Here is a 20,699-nt window from a genome sequence, read left to right as displayed (position 1 = left end):
GGGCTTCTCCTCAGCGTCCGTCGGGTCGGGTCGGGTCCAGGCGCGGATCGCCGAACAGGGCGTCGAAGACCTCCTCGGCGAGGCAGGCGATCGGGCCCTGTTCGGGGCGCAGGGTGTAGCCGGCGGTGCGTCCGAGGTCGGCGACCGCGATCGGGACCCGGGGGCGGTAGTAGAACTCGAGCTCCCGGCCGGCGAGCCGGGTCGGTTCCGCCGCTCCCTGCGCGGGGTCGGACGGCAGGGTGAACGAGGGCAGACCGGCGACGTCCTCCTCGGTGGCCAGGTGCAGCACGCCGTCGTCGGTGGTGCGGAACGCGACGACCAGGTCCACGCCGCCGGTGCGGCGGTCGCGCGGCAGGCCGTGGCCCTCCAGGACCCGGCCGAGCTGCGAGGGGGACATGGCGGCCGCGCTGCCCAGGGCGCGCCTGTTGGAGTAGCTGTCGCCGGCGTCCGCGCGGGACATGGCCAGCTCCTTGACCACGGTCAGGTGCTGGGTGACGCGGCTGATGCGGGCGACCAGGGCGGTCAGGTCGTCGAAGGCGGAGGCCTGCGGCGGCTCCACCGACCGCTCGCCGCGCAGGGCCGCGAGCAGCGCCCGGGCAAGGTCGTCGGGCACGTCGACATGCTCGTCGCCGATGCCGATCCTCACGAGACGACTCCCAAGTGGTAGGGCATGACCACATAGTAGACCCGTCCACTCTTGGAGCGGGCGGGAGGGGGCCGGGCACGGCAGGGCCGGGTGGATCCCGGTGGGTTCCCGCAGGCGAAGAGGTGCTCGAAGTGGCGGCGGTCGGTGCGGTGGGCGCGGGCGACGACGGCGTGTCCGATGTGCAGGGCAGCGGCAACACGCCGGGTCGACCGGCGCAGTGGGCGGTCACCTCGTTTCCCGGGAGCAGGTGCTTGTTCGACCCGCGCAGGAGGTCGCGGGCGGGGGCGGTGGCCGCGGGGGTGGGGCGGGCGGTGATGCGGTCCGGCGCAGGGGGTCGCGGGCGGGGGCGGTGGCCGCGGGGGCGGGGCGGGCGGTGATGCGGCCCGGCGCCGGGGTGCGGGCGGGCGGGGCCGCCGGCATGGAGGCGTGGTCGTCGTGTGCGTCGTGGACCGCGGTGAGCGCGGGCGGGTCCGGGTGGCCCGGCCTTGGCGGCCAGGTGGGCCGCCACTGGCCGGTGGTGGTGGCGGGTGCGGCGGCCGGACGCGTCGTCGTCGTGATCGTGGCGGCTGCGGGGGCATGGCGCCGGCCGGCACGGGCCCGGCCGCGGGATCGGCGAGCGCCGCGGACCCGGAGGCCGCCGGGAAGCCCGGGCCGGCTGTCGGCCCGGCCGGCTGCTTCAGTGGGCTGCGTGGTGCTGCGCGGCGGGCGCGTGGTCGGGTTGGCGGGCGCGGGACGCGAGGCGGTCGGCGAGTGCGGTGACGAGGTCGCGCAGTTCGTCGGGGCGCTCGATGACGAACGGCCGGTCGAGCAGGGCCAGTGTCCGCGCCACCCAGTCGAGTCGCTGCGCCCGGATCCCGACGCGCAGCCAGCGCTCGGCAGCCGGGTCCTGGCCGGCCGCGGGCTCGTGGTCCTCCAGGCTCGCGACGCCGGCGGGGAGGTGCGCGCGGATCTGCTCGGCTGTGCCGTGGATCCGCAGGGTCACCTCGTGCCGGTACGCGGCCGTGGCGAATCCCGACAGCACGCGCTGTGCCGGATCCGGGCCGGCCGGCGCCTCGAACGAACCGGGCAGGGTCCTCGCGGCCGCGATGCGATCGAGGCGCAGGGTCCGGTCCTCGCCGATCCGGGCGTCCCGGCCCGTCACGTACCACCGGCCGGCGTGGGCGACGATCCCGTACGGGTGCAGTGTGCGTTCGCTGTGCCGTCCGTCGCGGTCGGTGTAGCGGACGGAGACGGGTCGGCGGTGGCGCACCGCGTCGGCGACGGTGAGGAGGATCCCGGCGTCCGGGTGGTCCGGCTCGCCGGGCCGGTCCGTGAAGGCGAGGGCTTCCAGCAGCATGTCGAGGCGGTGGGCGGTGCGCCGGGGAAGCACCCGCCGGATCTTCGCCGACGCCGTCTCGCTCGCCGTGCGCTCCGCCGTGGCGAGTCCCGCCCGACGGCCGGCGGCCAGGCCCAGCAGCACGGCCAGCGCCTCGTCGTCGCTGAGCATGAGCGGAGGAAGGCGGTAGCCGGGCGCCAGCCGGTATCCGCCGTAGCGGCCGCGCACCGATTCCACGGGCACGTCCAGGTCGATCAGCTGGTCCACGTACCGCCGTACGGTGCGGCCTTCGACGCCGAGGCGGTCGGCGAGTTCGGCCGTCGTGCGGGTGCCGCCCGACTGCAGCAGTTCCAGGAGCGTCAGCACGCGGCCGGCGGGTCGGGGCATGTCCGCAGCCTAACGCGGATACCGGACCGGTTCTGTCCACTATTTCTCCTAGCCTGCGACGTGCACGCCTCAGCACGGCCAAGGAGATTTCCATGAACTTCGTCTCGATCCGCGTCATCACCGGCGACGTCGCGCGACTCGTCGACTTCTACGAGCGGGCCACGGGGGTGCGGGCCGTGTGGGCCACCGAGGACTTCGCCGAGCTCACGACCGCGGGCGCGACTCTCGCGATCGCCGGCGCCCGCACCGTCGCGCTGTTCGCCCCGGGCTCCGCCCGCCCGGCGGACAACCACAGCGTGATCACCGAGTTCCTCGTCGACGACGTGGACCGTGTCCACCGGGACCTGACCGGTTTCGTCACCGACTTCGTCACCGGGCCCACCACGATGCCCTGGGGCAACCGGTCGCTGCTGCTGCGCGACCCGGACGGCAACCTCGTCAACTTCTTCACCCCCGTCACCCCGGAGGCCGTCGAAAAGTTCGCGCGCTGACGCCGCGCGCAGACCTCACACGCGAGCCCCCGAGGCCCCGGGGCTCCCGGTGGGCGCGGGGCTCCGAGGCCTCGGGGCTCCGGGGCTCCGGGGCTCCGGGGGGGCTCCCGGTGGGCGCGGCCGCCGGGTCCGGCAACACCGCCGCCGGGCCCCGACCCGGCCCGGGCAGGACGGCCGGGCCGGACGGACGGTGCGTCAACTGCGCCGGCCCCTTCGGCCAGGAGAGGTGGCGAGGGGCGCGCCGGGCTTCGTCGCGGCGATCGCATCGGCGGGCCGCGAGTCAGGTCGGGGCCGGTCGATGGTGCGCGCCGGGCCGGTCCGGGCGGATCTGCCTGCCGGGGCGGGGCCCACTCCGCGGCGGTTCCACCCCCGCCGCCGTCGGCGGCCCGACCGGTGCGGCGGCGTCCCCGTGCGGGCGGACCTGCATCTGCACGGGGGCCGTCGCCGGCGGCGCCGGCCGGAGGCGGCGTTGCAGGGGTCGTCAGGGCCGTTCGCGGAGGAAGGCCACCACGGCGTCCAGGAACTCCGCCGGCCGTTCGACGTTCGCCAGGTGCACCGTGGGCAGGACGGTGAACTGCGCGCCCGGGACGATGGCGGCGACCTCTTCCCCGTGGGCGGCGGAGGTGACGGTGTCGTGCTCGCCCGCGATGACCAGTGTCGGACTGGCGATGAGCGCAGCCGTGCGGCGCAGGTCAAAGTCGCGTACCGCGGCCCAGCTCCCGGCCACGCCCTCGCGCCGCGTGGCGAGCAGTGTGCGGCGGAAGCCCTCGACGGTCTCGTTGCCCTCTTCCAGCATGGCGGCCGGGAACCAGTTGCGGAGGAACGTCTCCGCGGTGGCCCGCATGTCGGGGGCCTCCAGCAGTTCGGCGATGGGACGGTCCCACCGGCTCGCCGGGCCGAGGTGCGCGGCGGTGTTGGAGAGCACGAGGCGGTCGACGCGCTCCGGAACGTGGATCGCCAGCCACTGCGCCACGATTCCGCCGAGGGACAGGCCCAGCACGTGCACCCGCTGCAGGCCCAGTGCGTCCAGCAGTTCCACCGCGTCGCGCCCCAGCCGGTCCAGTGAGTACGGGCCGCTCGGGACGTCCGAGGCGCCGTGGCCGCGTGCGTCGTAGCGCAGCACCCGGAAGTGCTCGGTGAGGGCCGGCACCTGGCCGTCCCACATGTGGAGGTCGGTTCCGATGGAGTTCGAGAGCAGCAGCACCGGCTTGCTCTCGTCGCCGTCGAAGCGGTGGGCGAGGCGGACTCCGTCGCCGGTGGTGACGGCGGTACGGGCCTGGGAGGTCATGTCGGCTCCAATGGTCCAGCGGCTGTGTGCCCAGCCTAGGAACGCCACCCGCGGAGTTCCATGACAAAGATCGACAGAGGACTGTAGGTTGCCTGGACAATGCCGGACTTCACGCTCCATGAGTTGCAGTGCTTCGACGCCGTCGTGAGCGAGGGCGGCTTCCAGGCCGCCGCCGAGCGGCTGCACCGCTCGCATCCGTCGGTCTTCGCGGCGGTGGGCAAGCTGGAGCGCCAGTTGGGCCTGACCCTGCTGGATCGCTCGGGCTACCGGGTGCGACTCACCGGGACGGGGCAGGCCTTTCACCGCAAGGTGCGCCTCCTGTTGCACGAGGGCGAGGAACTCCGCCTCTACGCCGCGCAGTTGGCGATGGGCGAGGAGGCCGAGCTGCGCGTGGTGCTCGGGGACCTCTGCCCGCTGCCGCCGGTACTGGCGCTGCTCGGCCGCTTCTTCGCGCAGCACCCGCAGACGCGACTGCACCTGCAGTTCGAAACGGTGACCGGCCCCTGGGAACGGCTGCTGGAGAACGAGGCCGATCTCATCGTGCACCGCGTTCCCAAGAGCGACGTGCGGATGGAGTGGGTCGACCTCGGCCGCGTCGCGCTGGTCCCCGTGGCGGCGCCCGGTTTCCTGCCCTTCCCCCCGGACACCGACATCACGCCGCAGCGGATGCAGGCCCTCACCCAGTGCATCGTCCGGGATTCGGCGCGGCACCCGTCCGAGCAGGGCCACTTCCTGGTCGAGGGCGCGCCCCGGTGCTCCGTGCCGGACCACCTCATGAAGAAGGAGCTGATCCTGCACGGCATGGCATGGGGGCACCTGCCGCGATTCATGATCGAGCCGGAGTTGCGCGACGGACGCCTGCTCTCCATCGCCGGACGGCACTTCCCCGGCGTGGTCGAAGAACTCTCGGCAGCGCGCCTGCGCGACCGGCCGCACGGCCCCGTCGCCGATCAGCTGTGGGACTTCCTGGCCCGCCACGCACCGGTACTGCGGCCGGCACTGGGCCGCATGCCCAGAACGAAGGCGACGCCGGCACGTCCCCCGGGTTGAACCCGCGCCGCCGACGGCCACCGATGTCGCACCACCGGGACCGAGGCCCATCGACACCTGCGACACAGCACCCGCGACACGGCAGGTCCGACCCGGGTGATGACGGCAGGAGCCGCCGCCTCCCCCGACCGGGACTCCCCCGGCAGGACCGGCGACCGGCGGCCACCCCGGGCAGCGGGTCCGACCCGGGTGGTGACGGCAGGAGCCGCCGCCTCCCCCGACCGGGACTCCCGCAGCAGGACCGGCGACCACCCCGGACGGCGGGTCCGCTGGCGGCAGCCCCGGACGGCGGGTCCGCTGGCGGCCACCCCGGACGGCGGATCCGCTTGCGGCAGCCCCCGGGCAGCGGGTCCGCTGGCGGCCACCCCGGACGGCGGGTCCGTTGGCGGCCACCCTGGGCGGCGGGTCCGCGTGCCGCGTCTGCCGGTCGGTGGAGGTGCGTCGGCCGTGGACCTCCGCGACCGGCGGTGGGCCATGGCCGGTGGCGTTCTTCGCCATCCGGGGTCCCCGCCGCGTTCCGACGTCATCGCGGCGTTCCCGGCTCGCCGGGCGATACCCCCCGAATCCGCTCGCCCGTCCCTGCACCCGACGGCCCCGGGCACGAAGACCCGAGACCGACAGCCCGTCCACCGGCCCGGCGCCGACGGGGCCGGCGGTGTGCGGCGCCGTCATGGGCCGGCGCGGCGGCCCGCCCGAAGGCGAGGTCAGGGCCGTCCCACGACGTGCGTACGGCCGACCGGGCGCCCGCCCCGCTGGCGGGGATGGACCGCCGTGCCTGCCGGCCTTGGCCGCACCGGATCGCCGACCGGCACCGGCCGGGGCTGCGGCCCCGGCCGGCGCGAGAGGGGTCAGGCCTTGGCCCGGCCGGCCCCGGGGTGCTGCTTGTTGGCGTCGACGACCGCGCGGGTGACGATGGCCGTGCGTTCCACGACGGTGCCGGGCTTGACGCCGTTGACCTCCCGGATCTGCACGCCCCGGCTGCCGAGGTACTGGTGGCTCTCCCGGTCGAAGATCCACTCCGACCGCTCGCCGGTCTGCGGGTCCAGGCGCGCCAGCGCGATCCCGTCGCGGTCGGAGGCGTCCTGCGCGTGCTCGACCACCACGACACCCGGGATCTTTCCGGCCGCCTCGTAGAGAGCGCCGGCGAGGCCGGAGGGCACGAGCTGCTCGCGGATGATGGAGCCGATCTCGTTGAACGCCTGCTGGTCACGGTCCCGGGCGCCGCCCGCCGTCGAGTAGGCGAACTTCAGCAGCGCGTCGGGGTCGGCGGGCTGGGCCGCGAGCCACGTGCAGGTCTGCTGCTTCAGGGGATCGCCGCTGCCCAGCGCGATGCCGCCCTTGGCCTGGTAGCCCGGCTCGTCCAGCCAGCCCTTGGCGCCGTCGGGGGACCTCCACACCTCGCGGTCGTGCAGCGGCTGGACCCAGGTGGCGGACTCCCCCGTGTCCCCGTTGAAGCTGGAGGCCATGAAGGAGACCCGGCTCTTGATGTAGATGTACTGGCCCGGTCCGGGCCGGGGCGCGGCGTTCGCCGTCGCGGCGGCGGCGAGCTCGCGCACCGTCGAGGTGACCTTGACGGCGCTCCCCTCCTCGATCTGCACGACGGGCGCCTTGACCAGCCGCGGGGCCGCCACCGTCGCGGTGTCGGGCGAGGCGCCCAGCGAGACGACCACGGCGAGGGCCACGGCCGCGGCGACCGGCGCCGCGATCAGGGCGGCACGGCGCACCGGGCGCCGTACCGGGGCGGGCGCGGGGGCGGGGGCGGGCGCGGGGTCGGACCGGTGGATCTCGTTCATCAGGTGCTCCTCGAGCAGGCGCCGGCGGTCCGCCGCCAGACGGGGGTCGGCCGGCGCGGGCAGGAGGCAGGCCAGTTCCGCGTGGTCGAGCGGTTCGGTGCGCCGCCGCGGGTTGCGGATCATCGGTGCGTCTCCTTGTACGGCCGGGCCGCGGTGTCGCGACTGCCCTGTGTTTGTCCGGGGGGCGGGTGGGGTTCCGTGTTCTTCTTCGCGGCGCGCAGTTCCTCGTCCGCGAGTCTGCGCAGCCGGTTGCGTGCGCGGCACAGGCGCGAGCGCACGGTGCCGACGGGCACGCCGAGGGTGGCCGCCGCTTCGGCGCAGCCGAGCCCGGACCAGACGCACAACGCGAAGACCTCGCGTTCCGGGCGCCGCAGGCGCGCCAGGGCCTTGCGGGCGGCCGCGAGTTCCTCGGAGTCGGCCATGCGGCCGACGAGTTCGTCCGCGAAGTCGGGGACCGCGTCGGCGGCGGGCAGGCGGGACATGGCCGCGCTGTGGCGGCAGGCGGCGCGGGTCGTGTTGCGCAGCACGTTCACGGCGATGCCCATCAGCCAGGGGCGCGGGCTGTCGCCCTCGTCGCGGAGCTTCCCGCGCAGGCGCCAGGCCTCCAGGAAGGCCAGCGAGACGACGTCCTCGGCCAGGGCCCAGTTCCCGGTCACGCGCACGGCGTGGCGGTACACCAGGAAGGAATGGTCCCGGAACAGATCGCGGAACGCTTCGGGGTCCCCGGCACGCAGCCGGGAGTGTGGATGGTTCACGCCCTGCCTTGTCCGAACAGGAACACCGGTTCCCATGACCCAGGCCACCGGTCGAAACCGGTGAGGGTGGATGCGGGGCTCGACCCGAGGGCCCGGATCCCGCAGGCCGCCACTGCGCCACTGCGCCACTGCGCCACTGCGGGGGGCACTCGCCGACAGGGCCGGCGAGGTCCGACTCGGATGCCGGCGGACCGGCCTCGCGACCGGCCGGCGCGGCAACCGAGGAACGGTTCCTCCGCCACTGGTCGGGGCCGCCTGACACACAGTCAGGACTTCCTGGCGCACGGCCAGAACTGCCTGACGCACAGTCAGAACTGCCTGACGTACGGCCAGGGCCGTCTGTCGGGGACAGGCGGCCGGTGACCTCCGTCAGGAGGTCCTGGCCGTGCGGCAGGCGAGTTCGGTCACCCGTCCGCCCCCCGCAGACGTGTGTCGGTCGCGAGAGGGGCGTCAGAACGAAAGAGCGGTGTCCTTGAGCAGGCGCAGGACTTTACGCCTGCAGGGAGCAGTGGCGCGCCAGAGCTTCAGCTTCTCCGCTTCCACGCCGACGCGGGTGACGGCCACCTCCCCGTCGGCGGTGCGGACCACGTCGACCCAGTGGGTGCTGGCCATCAGCAGATTGAGGTCGAACTCCCCGATCCCCAGACAGAAGGCCGCCCCCTCCCGAGTCGTCCACTCACCGCCCTGCGGGAGCGCCCGGTAGGCGAAGGGTACCCGCGCGAGGCCGTCTCTCCAGGTCCTCACCCAGACATTGTCCCCGACCGCCCACAGGGTTCACACCGGAACCGGCACAGAAGACGGGAGTGCGTCTGCGACGACCCCAACCGACCCCACCGGAACGGCAGGAAGCAGCTCCGCCAGACGCTCGACCCGCAGGCCCCCAGATGGTCGAGGCACCGGCACAGCCAACGAGAAAAGGCCGACGACGGCAAACCGAACCGCCGCCCGCCCGTTCGAGGGGCGGGGCCACTTTTCACCGTTCGCCCGGGTCCGGCGGAGGCCGCTCCAGACAGGGAGTGGCGCGGGTGGACCGCGGCCGGCCCCGAACCCGAAGAGGGCCTCCGCTTCAAACGCTCGGACGAGCGGTGCTTGCCGGGTCGGCGGGCGTGGCGCAGGTGCAAGGCGCGCGTCATCGCCGAGGCAGTCGCCGGCACTCCGACGGCGCCGGGCGCGGTGCTGCCGGGCCGCTGGGATCCGAACGGACGGCTGGGTTCCGGACGGGCGGCTGCGCCGCGTCGGTCGCGGCGCCGCCCTGACCCGCGTCCTGGCTCGCGACGTCGCCGGGCGGGCGGCGCTCCGCTCGGGCCGGGCGCCCGTGGACCGGGGGGGAGGTTCTCGACGGGGTTGGGCCAGCCGGGAGAGCCTCGGCGTCCGCCCGGTCGGGCCCGAGACGGTGGCGGAGGTCCCGGCCGACACCGCCAGCGCCTCGTTCGCGCCGCCTCCGCACCGGCCTCGCACCACGCGACCCCCTACCGCGCCGACCGCAAGGGGCGGGCCCGGGCACGTGGGTGTCCGGGCCGTGCGCCTGAGTGCCGAAGTGGCTGTCAGCCGGCGAGGGTGGCGTGCAGGGCGTCGAGGCCGTCGGCGTAGATGCCGGTGAACAGGTCGACGACCTGCTGCTCGGTGGCGTCCATGGCAGGCGCCGCGAATATCGGCCGACGGGCGCCGCCGGTCGGGGCAGGATCGTCGGCAGGAGGCCGCCGTCGACGCCGAGCGCCCTCCCGGTGGTCGCCGAGGCCTGCTCGGAGGCGACGTACGTGATCATGCCGGCGGCCTCGCGGGGGCGGATCAGGCGCCGCAGCAGCGACGCGGCCCCGCGGCTCTCGGCCCGGTGGCGCTGATCCTGCTCGGCGGGGTCGACGCCGGGGTAGGGCTCCGCGGACATGGCCGGCACGCCGTCGCTCGTCGTCGGCCCCGGCAGCACGCGGTTCACCGTGACGCCGCTGCCGGCGACCTCCTGGGCCGTGCCCCGGAAGACGGCCGGCTGCGCGGTCCTGGTCGTGCCGTACCGGACCATGTCGGGCAGGGTCCGGACCCCGGCCTCGCTGCTGACGAAGACCACCCGGCCCCGCCCGCGGGCGACCGTCCGGGGCGCGCGGTGCCGGGCCAGGCGCACCCCAAAGAGCAGGTTGACCTCGTAGGAGCGCGGCCGGTCCTCGTCGGTGATGTCGAAGACGGGCACGGTCGCGAAGATGCCGGTGCTGTTGACCAGGATGTCGGCGCCGGGCAGCTGCCGGATCAGCTCGGCGGTCCCCGCGGCCGTGCCGGCGTCGGCGGCGACGCCGCGTCCGCCGATCCGCTCCGCCGCCTCGGCGACGCGGTCCGGGCTGCGGCCGTTGACCACGACGTCGGCCCCGGCGTCGGCCAGGGCCCGGGCCGCCGCCGCGCCGATTCCCACCGTCGATCCGGTGACCGGCGCGGTCCGTCCGGTGAGGTCGATCCGCAGCCCAGGGAGCCTCCCCTCGGCGGGTGGTGACGGCCCGCCGGCGGCAAGCCGCTTCCGGCCGGCCTCGTCCCGGCCGGCCGCGGTGTCCGGCTACGCGGCCCCGGTGTCGGTGCGGACCTCGGGCCGGCCCGGCTCCGCCCAGCGCGTGTGGAAGGCGCCGTCGCGGTCGGTGCGGTGGTAGGTGTGGGCGCCGAAGAAGTCGCGCTGGCCCTGGATCAGCGCGGCGGGCAGGCGCTCGCTGCGCAGGGTGTCGCAGTGGGCGAGCGCGGCGGAGAACGCGGGCACCGGGACGCCGCGGAGGGTGGCGGTGGCGACGACCGAGCGCCAGGACGGCAGGGCGTCGGCGATCTCGGCGGCGAACCGCTCCTCGGCGAGCAGGCTGACCAGGCCGGGCTCGGCGGCGTGGGCGGCGCGGATGCGGTCGAGGAACGCGGCACGGATGATGCAGCCGCCGCGCCAGATCTTCGCCACCGCCCCCAGGTCGATGTCCCAGCCGTACTCGGCCGCCGCGTCGCGGATCATGGTCCAGCCCTGGTCGTAGGCGATGACCTTGGACGCATAGAGGGCCTTCTCGATGTCGAGGACGCCGTGTCCGAGCTCGTGCGGCACCACGTCCGCGCTCCGCGCGGCGAGCGGCCGGTAGGCGTCGCGCAGTTCGGTCCGGGCGGAGGCGACCCGGGCGAAGGTCGCCTGGGCGATGGCGGTGACCGGGGAGCCGAGGTCGAGGGCGCTCTGCACGGTCCAGCGTCCGGTGCCCTTCTGCTCGGCGGCGTCCCGGACGACGTCGACGAAGGGCCTGCCGGTGGCGGCGTCGGTGTGGGCGAGCACCTCGGCGGTGACCCCGATCAGGTAGGACTCCAGGCGGCCCCCGTTCCAGCGCCGGAAGATCCCGGCGATCTCGGCCGGACTGTGGCCGCCGACCTCCCGCAGCAGGTGGTAGGCCTCGGAGATGAGCTGCATGTCGGCGTACTCGATGCCGTTGTGCACCATCTTCACGAAGTGGCCGGCGCCGTCGGTGCCGATGTGGGTGCAACACGGCTCGCCGTCGACGTGGGCGCTGATCCTCTCCAGCATCGGCCCGAGGACCCGGTAGGACTCGGCGGAGCCGCCCGGCATGATCGACGGCCCGTTCAGCGCGCCCTCCTCCCCGCCGGAGACGCCGCTGCCGACGAAGTGGATGCCGCGCTCGCGCAGGGCCCGCTCGCGGCGGCGGGTGTCGGCGAAGTGGGCGTTGCCGCCGTCGACGATCATGTCGCCGGGCTCCAACAGCGCGGCGAACTCCTCGATCACCTCGTCGGTGGCCGCGCCGGCCTTCACCATCACCAGCAGCCTGCGGGGCCGCTCCAGCGCCGCCACGCACTCCTGCGGCGTCCCGGCCGGGACGAACGCGCCCTCGTGGCCGAACTCCTCGACCAGCGCCTTCGTCCGCGCCGGGGTGCGGTTGTGCACCGCGACCGTGTAGCCGTTGCGGGCGAGGTTCCGGGCCAGGTTGCGGCCCATCACCGCCAGCCCCGTCACGCCGATCTGTGCGGATGCCTCCATGACGGCTGCTTCCTCTCTCGGGATTGCGGCGCCCGGACCCAACGGTCCCGCGGTCCCGCCGCACGCGTCCGGGGCGCCCTGCGAGCGTTCCGGACGGCCGGAACCAGGGTGTGCCACCCGGGGCGGGCGCGCGCGGGGAACTGGCCCGCCCGGACGACTCCGCGCCGGAGCGCGGACGGTGCGGTGCAGCGGTGCGGTGCGGCGGGGTGGGGTGCGGTTGCGGTGCGAGCGGGTTCACGCCAGCGGCGGCCCCGCCGCAGCAGCTCCCGGCGGGGGCCACGCACAGCGAGGACCGTGATTGCACCCCACCTGATGCCGTCGGACCGTGAAGCCGGGCCGAGCCGCCCCCGCGTCCCGGGAGCGCGGGACGGCACGCCCCGCGAGCCGTTCGCCGTCCTGCGCCGCAGCGTCTCCCCGCCGGAGCTCTTCTTCGACCTCGTCTCCGTCTTCGTCTTCGCCGTCGGCCGACTCGCCGAGCACCTGCTCGCGAAGCTCTCCTGGCGCGGGGCGGCCGAGACGGCCGTGACGCTCGCGGCCGTGCTCAACTGCCGGGCCCTCACCAGCTTCGACGCCGCGTTCCCGGACGTGGGACTCCCCCGAACACGATGGCTGGTACTGACGGTGACGGGCCCGGGCTGTACACCGACGCCCAGATCCCCCACGCGTTCGCCGACCGGCCCTGGGCCTTCGCCGTCCCGCCGGCCGCCGTCCTGCTCCTGACCGACATCACGGCCGCCGCGACCGCACCGACGGCCGTCCTGCGTCGCCACTACCGCCGGGTGACCGCGCGGGCCGCCGTCCCCGTCCCGCTGCGGCTCGTCGGCGCCGGCTTCGCCCCCGACCCACCAGGCCGGCCTGGTGGGCCGCCGCCGCGACCGTCGACCTGCTCGGCGTGCGGCTCACCCACCCGCTGCCGGGGAACGTCCTCGACTCCCGGAAACCCGTCCTCGACGCCGAGCACACGGTGGAGCGGATCCGACTGCTCGTCATCCTCCGACTGGGCAGGACCGTCCTGACCCTCGGCGGAACGATCTCCGCCGCCCCGGTCGACGTCCCCGCCGTATGCCGAACCAACCGATCGATCACGGTCCGGACACACGGCCCACACTGCTCCCCCGCCATCGCTACGGTCCAGCGGACAACCAGCCACCCTCCGAGGGATGTTGAACGTGCGCCGAACCACCACCGCAGCGGTGCTCCTCGCGGCCGCCGCCCTGGCCGCCTGCAACCCCACACCCACCACCACTGCAGGAAGCTCCTCGGTCCCGCCCACCGCGATGCCCCCGCCCGCGGCACAGACCGGCGCGCCGACATCCGCGCCCGGCGCGAAGACCGCCGAGTTGCCGAACTTCGTCGGCATGGGCCTGCAAGCCGCCCAGGACAAGGCCCAATCCGCCGGGTTCTACGCACTCAAGTCCCACGACGCCCTCGGCCGTTCGCGCTCCCAGATCCTCGACCGCGACTGGAAGGTGTGCGGGCAGAACCCGGCGGCCGAGCAACTGCCGACGGGTACGACCGTCGACATGGCGGCGGTGAAACTCGACGAGCAGTGCCCGTCGGCGGACCAGGGCACAGCGACGCCGCAGGCAGGGTCGTCGATGCCGGACGTGAAGGGAAAGTCGGTGGCTGCGGTGCGGGACATGCTGCCGAGGAACGTCTCGCTGTCGTCGAAGGACGCGCTGCAGTCCCGGATGGTGGTGGAGTCGAACTGGCAGGTGTGCGTACAGGACCCGGCGGCCGATGCGGCGTTGAACGGGCAGCCGGTGATGTTGAAGGTCGTCAAGTTCGGCGAGGCCTGCCCGTAGGCCTCCCATCGGATCTGAAGGCCCTGTCGGTGAGTGACCTCGCCCGGCACGTCGTCACCGACCTGTGTCTCACCGCAGCCATCGTGCCGGACTCGAACAACGCGTCCTCGTCGCTGAAGGATCTGAACAACGTGCGTGTCGCCGTCGCGGACGCAATGGTGCACATCGCGCCCGAGCCGGCTGCGGGTGCTTCGGGGACCGAGGTGACAGTGGTGCCGACGTCGGCGGCGGGGTAGGTCCGGCATCGGGTGGTGCCGGTGTCGGTGTCGGCCGAGGGTTTGCTCTTCCGATCACGGGTGTGCCCCGCCGTGAGAAGCGCGGCGGGGCGCAATCGTTGCAGCGGCTCACGGGCCCGCGGCTTCCAGGTCGGCGCCGTCGATGCCGATGCCCTCCGACCCGGAAGTGCCTGCCTTGTCCCGGATTGCAGCGGCCTACCACTGGACACTCATCTCCGCCCGGTGTTCGAGCCCGAGGCGAAGATTCCCCGTGCAGACCGTGGTGGAGGTTTGATGAGTGCCGCAGCGGCGACGGCTGCTTCTCGGCGGCATTTCCCGTCGAACCGGTCGGCAACCGCTGTCGGAACTCGCCGACAAGTGCTGTCAGGTCTCGGGTTCTGGTCCACTTCTTGTGGCGCGGCCACGCAGGGTGAGCAGTGGATGAGTGGGAGCGTTTTGGACCTTGAGTCAGAACGGCGGGTCTTCGCTGTAGCCGCCGCCTGTCCAGTTGCCGTCCCAGGAAGCGCGTGCAGCCCTGAGGCGGGCATAGTGCTCGCGGGCTGCGATGTCGGACGGGTTCTCCAACCGGCTGGTGTCGTGACCCCACGCCTTCAGCGCGTCCAGGACACGGTCGCGGTGGTGCCGGTCAGCGCTGGTAGCCAGTAGACGTCGTGCGTGGCCGGCCAGGTCGGCCTGGTGCTGGGTCAGGAGGGGGTGCTCTATGAGGGGAATGGCAGCGATCAGAGCGGCGTGGCGAACTTCGGCGTTGTCATGACCAAGGAGGGCTTGAACAGCGGAGAAGATCGCCAGCCGTGCATCCCTAAACGCACGCATCTCCGCGTACTCATCGAGATATCTCTCACCGTAGAGACGTTCGCCAATGGCAACGCACTCGTCGTCGGCGTCGTAGGCGGTGTCGCCGAGCCAGTCGAGGAGCTTCACGAGGGTCGGACGGGACGGGGGTGTGGTGGCGGCGTCGTGGCTGTAGTTGCCTGCCGTGATGGGCGGTTGGTTGAGGATCGCCGCGACGAAGAGCGCCACGGGCACGGTGGCCTCGTAGATGCTGTTCTGGTGAGTTACGGGTCCGAGCGCATCCTGGAGAGCGGACTCCCTGATGACCGGGTCTGAGCTGGTCAGGAGTGTCAGCGCCGCCGGCAGGGATTCACCCGTGCCGCAGGCTGTGGCGAGCGACGCCCAGTTTGTGCTGTCCAGCGGTGTCTGACAAGGAGGGAGCTCGGCGGGGTGAGGTTGCTCGGTCTGTCTGCGGCTGCGGGTCACAGGCTGAGGCTATTGCGTTGACGGGCCAGAGTCGTGCCCGGGTGTCACGTGTAGAGCAGGACGCGCTTGCGGAGTAGTTCGAAGCCTGCGCGTCCAAACATCTGGCGCTTGAGCATCTTGATTCGGTTGACGTGGCCTTCGACGACTCCGGAGTTCCAGGGCTGTGTGAGTCCGGCGGTGACGGCGTCGAGGTCACGTTCCAGATGCCGGGCGAATCGCTGGAGGCTGGGCAGCTCGGCGGTGGTCGCGGCTTCGATCCATGCCGATAGTTGGTGGCCTTGCAGCTGGGTGAGCATGTGGGCGAAGGAGCGCACGTGCTCGGCGAGTGCGTCCAGTTCGGGGCAGTTGGCAAGTACGGCCTTGAGCTGGAGGTGGTCGCTCTCGGCCAGGGCGTCAGGGTGTGTAAGGATCCAGCGAGTGACGGCGCGGGCGGATGGCGGCCGCGGGCCGACCGGCTGGGCTTTGCCCCGCAGGTTCCGGCTGGCGTAGGCGCGAACGTTTCCGTAGCCGTCCGGATAGCCCTGTGCCTTGATCTCCTCCCACAGTTTCCAGGCGTTGGTGCAGCCTTCATGCCATCGCTGGTCGAGGTAGGGCGTTTGAAGGCATCGAGCTTGGTGGGGCGGCTTTGCCACTGGCCGGTGAACAACTGCTCCGGCTCGGTGGCGCGGGAGAAGCGGAGGGCGGTGTTGAGGCCCATGCCGAGCTGCCGGGCGATGGACCGCTTGCTGTGGCCCGCGGCCAGGAGCGCATGGACGGTGGCGTGCTTGGCACGGGTCCGCTCAGCGAATCGGTGCCCTGTCGGCCACGGCGACGACGCGGGTGACTCCGGCGCTGGCTGTAGTTCCTCCAGTGGCGCTGGTGCCGGTCGCAGGCAGGCGCGGTCCCGGTGGACGCACTTCTCGGCCGCTTCGCCGAGGTTGTGCCAGAGGTGCCATCTGTCGGCGACCTGGAGAGCTTGCGGGGCGCCGCGGGTGGCGCCTTCGGCGTAGAAGAGGGCACGGCACCATTCCGTAGATCCGGCCCTTGCGCTGAGCGTATTCGTCCACGCCGACCACGCGGGGCGCAGCGGTGGGCGGATCAGGCAGCGAGGTGATCAGCCTCAGCAAGGCGTTCCGGCTGACCGGGACACCGAAGACATCTGCCATTCGGGCGCCGGCTCGTCCTGCGAGCGCGAGACCGACCGAGACCAGCGTCGATCGAAGCCGCTCCGTCCGCCGACCGAACCGACGGGTGAGGCCAACCACCTGCTCGGCAAACGTCTTGCGTGAGCAGAAGTCCTCGCCACAGACGAACCGGCGCACCCGTAACGACACCACGACGATCTTGCCTGCTGTCGGCAGGTCGCGAGGAAAGCGCAGGTAAGAGCCGTGTATTCACCCGGACCAGCACCCGCAGCCCGGACAGGCCGCCTGCCTGGCCGTTGTCCGGGCCACCACCCGGACAACCGTGTCAGCTACCTCACCCGACTCCGCCAATACGTTCTCCACGGACCAGAACAGCAGCTCATCCAGCTGCGGCAGTACCTCGTTCACGAGGCAGCACTGTCGACGCACCCAAACTCAGTCGGGGCGATTTTCAGACGACCTTCAACGCCGTCGCACGACGATCAACGGTCACGCTACGTACGCGACCACAGGAAGTGGACCAGAGCCAGGTCTCGGTCTCGCCCACGCAACCGGACGCCCCGGACCTGTTGCGGACTGCCCGGTCGGAGAGCGGCCGGGGCTTCCTGGACGCGGCCGGGTTCGATGAGGTGCTCGGCGCGTGCGTGGCGGTGGGCCGGATGCGGTCCGAGGGCTGCGAGGGGCTCCTCGGTGCGGCCGGCTGCGGCGAGCGGGTCGCAGGCGGCGCGGACTGCGTGGGAGGCACCGCCCTCGGGACGGGCCTGGGCCGGTTCGGCCGGTTCGTCGGTCCGGCCGCGGGCGGCTTCGGGCGGCCGTGGGCGGGAGCCTCGGGGCGTAGGTCTCCCGTCCCTCCTGCCCTCCGTGGCGTTCCTTCAGGGCGTCGAGGTACGCCGGGCCGTCCTGGGCCTGGCCCTGCCGGGCGTACCGGGTGCACGGCGCCTCGACGACCCGGTCCTCCCCGTTGCCGGGCGCCTCCGTGAACGATGTGGCGGCGTGTCCAGGAGATCGTGGCGGCCCGCACCCTGGTGGAGCTGCGTGATGCCGTGCGGCGTTGACCGGTCGGCCGGACCGGGGCGTCGTCGCCGGCCGGCAGCGCCCCGATCGGTCGGGGGGCGATGTCCGAGCCTGCCGGTCCGGGACGTGATCGGGCGGCCGCGCCGGGACGGGGAGAATGGTCCGGCGGCCGGTCGGCTCCCGCGCGGCCCCGCTTCCCCGATCCCCATCTCCCCCGCGCCCACCGCGGGCCACCGCCGAAGCGCCGGCGCCCGGTTCCTGCCGCTCGGCCGGACGCAGCGCACGCATCCCTTGGACCGCACCATCAGGAGGAACCGGTGTCGTACCCGCGACCGCTCACCCCCGAGGAGAGGCTCGCCGACGCGAAGAAGCTGTTGGGCCTCCCGCGTGTCGTCGTGATCTGCGGCTCCACCCGCTTCATGGCCGAGATGGCCGAGGCCGATCTGCGGGAGACCGTGGCCGGGAGGATTGTCGTCAAACCGGGCTGCGACATGAAGTCGCCGCACGGAGGACTCCGGTCCGATCCTGTCGGGGCCGAGGCGTTGAAGGCCCGGCTCGACGATCTGCACCGGGCGAAGATCCGGCTCGCTGACGAGGTGCTCGTGGTCGGCGACTACATCGGAGACAGCACCCGGGCCGAGATCGCCTACGCCCGGTCGCTGGGCAGGCCCGTGCGGTTCACGTGCCCCGAAGTCGACCCCGGTGCCTGACCGATCGCTGCCGCCTCGACGACCGGGGTCGGCAGCCTGTCTCGCGGTGGCTTCGGCCGTCGCCCGCCCCACACCCTCCGCGGGCATCCCTCGGAATCGATCGTCCGGCTCATGGCTGCGACCTGCCCGGGGCAGTGATGCACATACGGCAGTGCGAATGATGCGAAAGGCGCTCACCGCGGGCACCTGATCAGAGGACCCCTTCGGGCGGTCGGGCGCACGCCCACCTGCACGGGTTCCCGACCGCGGCCCGCGCCGGAACCCCGGGACCGTTGGCCGGCCCGGTGGCCTTCACCCCCAGCACCGGGTGAAGGCGGGTCGGCACACCGGCCGCCGTTTGATGTCGCCCGTCGGCAGTCGCGGGTGGGGCCCTGCTCCTCCGGGAGCGCGGTGACGGAGGAGATGCCAGGCCGGGCCGGGCTGCTGGCGCGGCCGGGCGGCGGGACGTCGTGGAACGCGGTGGCGTCCGCGTCTTGTCGCTCGCGGCCGCCGCCGCGTTCCGGGCCGGGCTCCGGTGTTCGGTGTTCGGTCCGCGTGCCAGGGGTTGCGGCCGTCGAGGGGGCCCTCGCGTCAGCGGTTCTCGATCCAGAAGTCGACGAGGGTGGCGCCGTAGTCGGCGCAGTTCCAGCCGAAGGCCCAGTACCCCTGTCCGACCCAGCCGCCGTAGTAGATCCTGTTGTTGGAGCACTGCGTCACCGCCCGGGACTGGCCGTAGTCGACCAGCACGTTCGCGCTCCACTTGTAGCTGTCCCAGCTGTACGTCGGGGAGTTGCCGACGTGGGCGGAAGCCGGTCCTGCGGACAGTGCGAGGCTCGCGGCGATCGCGGTCGCCCCGATGGCGAGGGCGCGAAGGCCCGTGATGCCGGTGGTGGTCCCCCGTGTGAGCAGAGGCATCGAGTTCCCCTCCCGTTGCGCGGGGCGAGCCGCCCCGCTGTCCGACGCAAACGCTACGAGCGCCCGGACCGGTGTGGCTACGAAGGAGCGGGAAGTGCACGGGCCGGTTCCGGACAGCTTGCGGACCCGGCGGGGCCGCTCCCGGGACACGTTCCCCGCGCGGGAGGCCTCCGGCCGTGGACCACGTGGCCACGGCGGCGCTCGCGGTCGGCGCCCTCGGCCGAGGCGCAGCCGGGCGCGGGCCGGGTCGAGCGGCTGCCGGCTGTCCGCAGGCTCTTGCCGTGACGGTCCTGCGTCCCAGGGGCCGTCGAGCGTCCTTGCGGGGGTGTTCGCCGCGAGCATGTCGTCGATGCAGCCGCGCAGCCCGAAACCGGCGGGGTCGGTCCGGGCGAGCCGGGGCACCGGCCGGAACAGGTCGTCGCACCGGCGGGTGCCGGGTTCGGTGAGGAGGGCGCGGAGCTCGTCGGGTGCGGGGTCTGCGACCGGGCACCGCCGGGCGGGGCCGGTCACGGCCAGGCCGAGCCGGCGCCGATGCGGACCTCGGGCGGCCGTCCGGGATCCGACCGGGGTTCGGCCGGAGGTCCCGGGCCCACCCGGGGGCGTGGTCGTCCTGGTGTTCGCGAACGAGTCGGGCGACCGCCAGGGCCGGGCTCGTCCGAACCGTCGCGTCGCCTTCCGCTGTCGGCCTGGGCTGCAGGGCCGAGGAGGCGCGTGAGAGCGCGCCGGTCGCCGCCGCCAGGACGCAGGCGGTCACGGAGCGGACCTCGGGGTCCGGGTCGGTGAGGAGCGGGAGCAGGAGGTGCGGGTCGTCCGTGACGGCCCGGCGGGCGGCCTGGATCGTCCGGTCGCCGGGCACATCGTGCTGCCCTCGACCACCGGCGGCTCCTCGGCGAGCCGGGGGAGGGCCTTCCCGCGATCCGTCCCCCGTGTGCCGGCACCGGCCGATCTCGGCGACCGGGCGAAGGGTCCGGGCACGGAGTTCGGGGTGCCCGGCCGTCGCGATCCGGAGCAGGAACGGCACCGCCAGCGCCCCACCGCGATCGTGCCGCCCTGGTGATGAGGATTCGTCCAGAGCTGCCGCAAGGCCCTGTCGGCAGGTTCGGCGTTGCCGGAGCCGGGTGTCGGGGATGTCCTCGCCCGGGCCGCGGGAGTGCCCGAACCCCTGCCAGGGGACGTCGTCGTACCTGAACCCGTCCGTGACCTCCCGCAGGATCGCGCCCGCGGCCGCCCGCACGTCGCAGCCCGCACCGGTCCACCGCTCCGACCGGCCGGCCCAACGGTCGTCGTCCATGGCTCGGCCTTCCCGTCCACCGGCAGCACCGGGCCCGGGGAGTCCGACGACCGGCGGTAGGAGGCGGACCGCTTCTGCCGCACGCCGATGGCGGCGTACCGCGGCGGCGTCATGTCCCGTGAGCGTCCGCAGTGCTCAAGACCGCCGACGCCGGAGTTGCGGGGCACTCGACGGTCGCCGACGGCGGCACCTCCACCGGCGGCAGAGGCAGCGGGGACCGGGGCTGCCGGAGCAGGCACAGCCGGGGTGAGGCGGGCGGGACCGAGGTGAACGCGGGCGCAGCCGGGGTGAAGGCGAGCAGGACCCGAGTGGAGGCGGGCGCAGCCGGGGTGAAGGCGAGCGGGGCCGGTCGAGGTCCCGGGTGGGGTGTGCGGGTGTGGTCGTTCGGGCGGCGGCCCGGTCGGCTTCCGTGCGGTCGGGGGCCGTTCGCGGTCAGGAGTCGTTCGCGGTCGGCAGCCGGACCACCAGCCGCGCGCCGGGCAGGCGGCCGGGCGGCTCGGCGGTGGCCGTGCCGCCGAGGCTGTGGGCGATGGTGCGCACCAGGGCCAGGCCGAGGCCCGCGCCGCCGGTGTGTCGGTCGCGGGCGTGGTCCAGGCGGACGAACCGTTCGAAGACCCGTTCCCGGTCGGCGGCGGGGATGCCCGGGCCGTCGTCC

Annotated in this window: 17 protein-coding genes and 1 pseudogene; 6 read left to right on the top strand and 12 right to left on the bottom strand. The window is 73.7% G+C overall.

Going from position 1 to position 20,699, the window contains the following annotated elements; genetic code table 11:
- Nucleotides 1-10: 10 nt before the first annotated feature.
- On the bottom strand, nt 11-646 hold the full coding sequence (locus CG736_RS35245; RefSeq protein WP_100590179.1) for a hypothetical protein: 636 nt from the start codon (nt 644-646) through the stop codon (nt 11-13).
- Between the two features lie 676 nt (nt 647-1,322).
- Nucleotides 1,323-2,348, bottom strand: a complete 1,026-nt coding sequence (locus CG736_RS35240; RefSeq protein WP_100590178.1) for a YafY family protein — start codon at nt 2,346-2,348, stop codon at nt 1,323-1,325.
- Nucleotides 2,349-2,440: 92 nt separating this feature from the next.
- On the opposite strand from CG736_RS35240, the gene CG736_RS35235 reads away from it, so the two are divergent.
- Nucleotides 2,441-2,839 carry a VOC family protein gene (locus CG736_RS35235; protein ID WP_100590177.1) on the top strand — a complete coding sequence of 133 codons (399 nt, stop codon included), beginning with the start codon at nt 2,441-2,443 and terminating at the stop codon, nt 2,837-2,839.
- A 481-nt stretch (nt 2,840-3,320) separates the two neighbouring features.
- Here CG736_RS35235 and pcaD read toward each other — a convergent pair whose 3' ends face one another.
- Nucleotides 3,321-4,127, bottom strand: coding sequence for a 3-oxoadipate enol-lactonase (pcaD, locus tag CG736_RS35230; protein WP_100590176.1), 807 nt, complete (start codon nt 4,125-4,127; stop codon nt 3,321-3,323).
- 99 nt (nt 4,128-4,226) lie between these two features.
- On the opposite strand from pcaD, the gene CG736_RS35225 reads away from it, so the two are divergent.
- The gene (locus CG736_RS35225; RefSeq protein WP_100590175.1) at nt 4,227-5,177 is read left to right on the top strand and encodes a LysR family transcriptional regulator; all 951 of its coding nucleotides are present in this window, start codon (nt 4,227-4,229) and stop codon (nt 5,175-5,177) included.
- Nucleotides 5,178-6,025: 848 nt separating this feature from the next.
- On the opposite strand, the gene CG736_RS35220 is transcribed toward CG736_RS35225, so the two are convergent.
- From CG736_RS35220 to gndA, 5 genes and pseudogenes are all read right to left on the bottom strand, one after another.
- Entirely contained in the window at nt 6,026-7,093 is a 1,068-nt protein-coding gene (locus CG736_RS35220) for a CU044_5270 family protein (RefSeq protein ID WP_100590174.1), read from the bottom strand.
- Nucleotides 7,090-7,761, bottom strand: coding sequence for an RNA polymerase sigma factor (locus CG736_RS35215; RefSeq protein ID WP_100590173.1), 672 nt, complete (start codon nt 7,759-7,761; stop codon nt 7,090-7,092). The genes CG736_RS35220 and CG736_RS35215 overlap by 4 nt, the downstream gene beginning before the upstream one ends.
- A 414-nt stretch (nt 7,762-8,175) precedes the next feature.
- Nucleotides 8,176-8,469: a hypothetical protein gene (locus tag CG736_RS35210; protein WP_100590172.1), complete on the bottom strand. Its 294-nt coding sequence runs from the start codon at nt 8,467-8,469 to the stop codon at nt 8,176-8,178.
- A 1,009-nt stretch (nt 8,470-9,478) separates the two neighbouring features.
- Nucleotides 9,479-10,123, bottom strand: a pseudogene (locus tag CG736_RS37260) (SDR family NAD(P)-dependent oxidoreductase); the annotation flags it as partial.
- 138 nt (nt 10,124-10,261) lie between these two features.
- Nucleotides 10,262-11,713: an NADP-dependent phosphogluconate dehydrogenase gene (gndA, locus tag CG736_RS35200; protein ID WP_100590170.1), complete on the bottom strand. Its 1,452-nt coding sequence runs from the start codon at nt 11,711-11,713 to the stop codon at nt 10,262-10,264.
- Between the two features lie 294 nt (nt 11,714-12,007).
- Here gndA and CG736_RS35195 point away from each other — a divergent pair, with 294 nt between their 5' ends.
- From CG736_RS35195 to CG736_RS35185, 3 genes are all read left to right on the top strand, one after another.
- Nucleotides 12,008-12,433, top strand: a complete 426-nt coding sequence (locus tag CG736_RS35195) for a low temperature requirement protein A (protein WP_198520710.1) — start codon at nt 12,008-12,010, stop codon at nt 12,431-12,433.
- A 440-nt stretch (nt 12,434-12,873) separates the two neighbouring features.
- The gene (locus tag CG736_RS35190; RefSeq protein WP_100590168.1) at nt 12,874-13,518 is read left to right on the top strand and encodes a PASTA domain-containing protein; all 645 of its coding nucleotides are present in this window, start codon (nt 12,874-12,876) and stop codon (nt 13,516-13,518) included.
- 29 nt (nt 13,519-13,547) lie between these two features.
- The gene (locus CG736_RS35185) at nt 13,548-13,754 is read left to right on the top strand and encodes a hypothetical protein (RefSeq protein WP_100590167.1); all 207 of its coding nucleotides are present in this window, start codon (nt 13,548-13,550) and stop codon (nt 13,752-13,754) included.
- 447 nt (nt 13,755-14,201) lie between these two features.
- Here the strand turns inward: CG736_RS35185 and CG736_RS35180 are convergent, their stop codons facing one another.
- Entirely contained in the window at nt 14,202-15,011 is an 810-nt protein-coding gene (locus CG736_RS35180; RefSeq protein ID WP_100590166.1) for a hypothetical protein, read from the bottom strand.
- 44 nt (nt 15,012-15,055) lie between these two features.
- Complete coding sequence (locus CG736_RS38255) at nt 15,056-15,643, bottom strand: transposase (RefSeq protein ID WP_232734384.1); 588 nt, start codon at nt 15,641-15,643, stop codon at nt 15,056-15,058.
- 1,823 nt (nt 15,644-17,466) lie between these two features.
- Here CG736_RS38255 and CG736_RS35170 point away from each other — a divergent pair.
- Nucleotides 17,467-17,859 (top strand): hypothetical protein, encoded by a 393-nt coding sequence (locus CG736_RS35170; protein WP_100590165.1) that lies wholly within the window; start codon nt 17,467-17,469, stop codon nt 17,857-17,859.
- 570 nt (nt 17,860-18,429) lie between these two features.
- Here CG736_RS35170 and CG736_RS36750 read toward each other — a convergent pair.
- Together CG736_RS36750 and CG736_RS35155 are read right to left on the bottom strand one after the other, a co-directional pair.
- Nucleotides 18,430-18,753, bottom strand: coding sequence for a hypothetical protein (locus tag CG736_RS36750; protein WP_157815858.1), 324 nt, complete (start codon nt 18,751-18,753; stop codon nt 18,430-18,432).
- Nucleotides 18,754-20,476: 1,723 nt separating this feature from the next.
- Nucleotides 20,477-20,699 (bottom strand): ATP-binding protein (locus tag CG736_RS35155; protein WP_232734383.1); only part of this gene is annotated, 223 nt, incomplete at its 5' end.

Source organism: Kitasatospora sp. CB02891 (assembly GCF_002803145.1).
Classification (GTDB): Bacteria; Actinomycetota; Actinomycetes; order Streptomycetales; family Streptomycetaceae; genus Kitasatospora; species Kitasatospora griseola.
The sequence above is the reverse complement of the archived record's forward strand: the minus strand, read 5'-3'. Positions and strand labels throughout refer to the sequence as shown.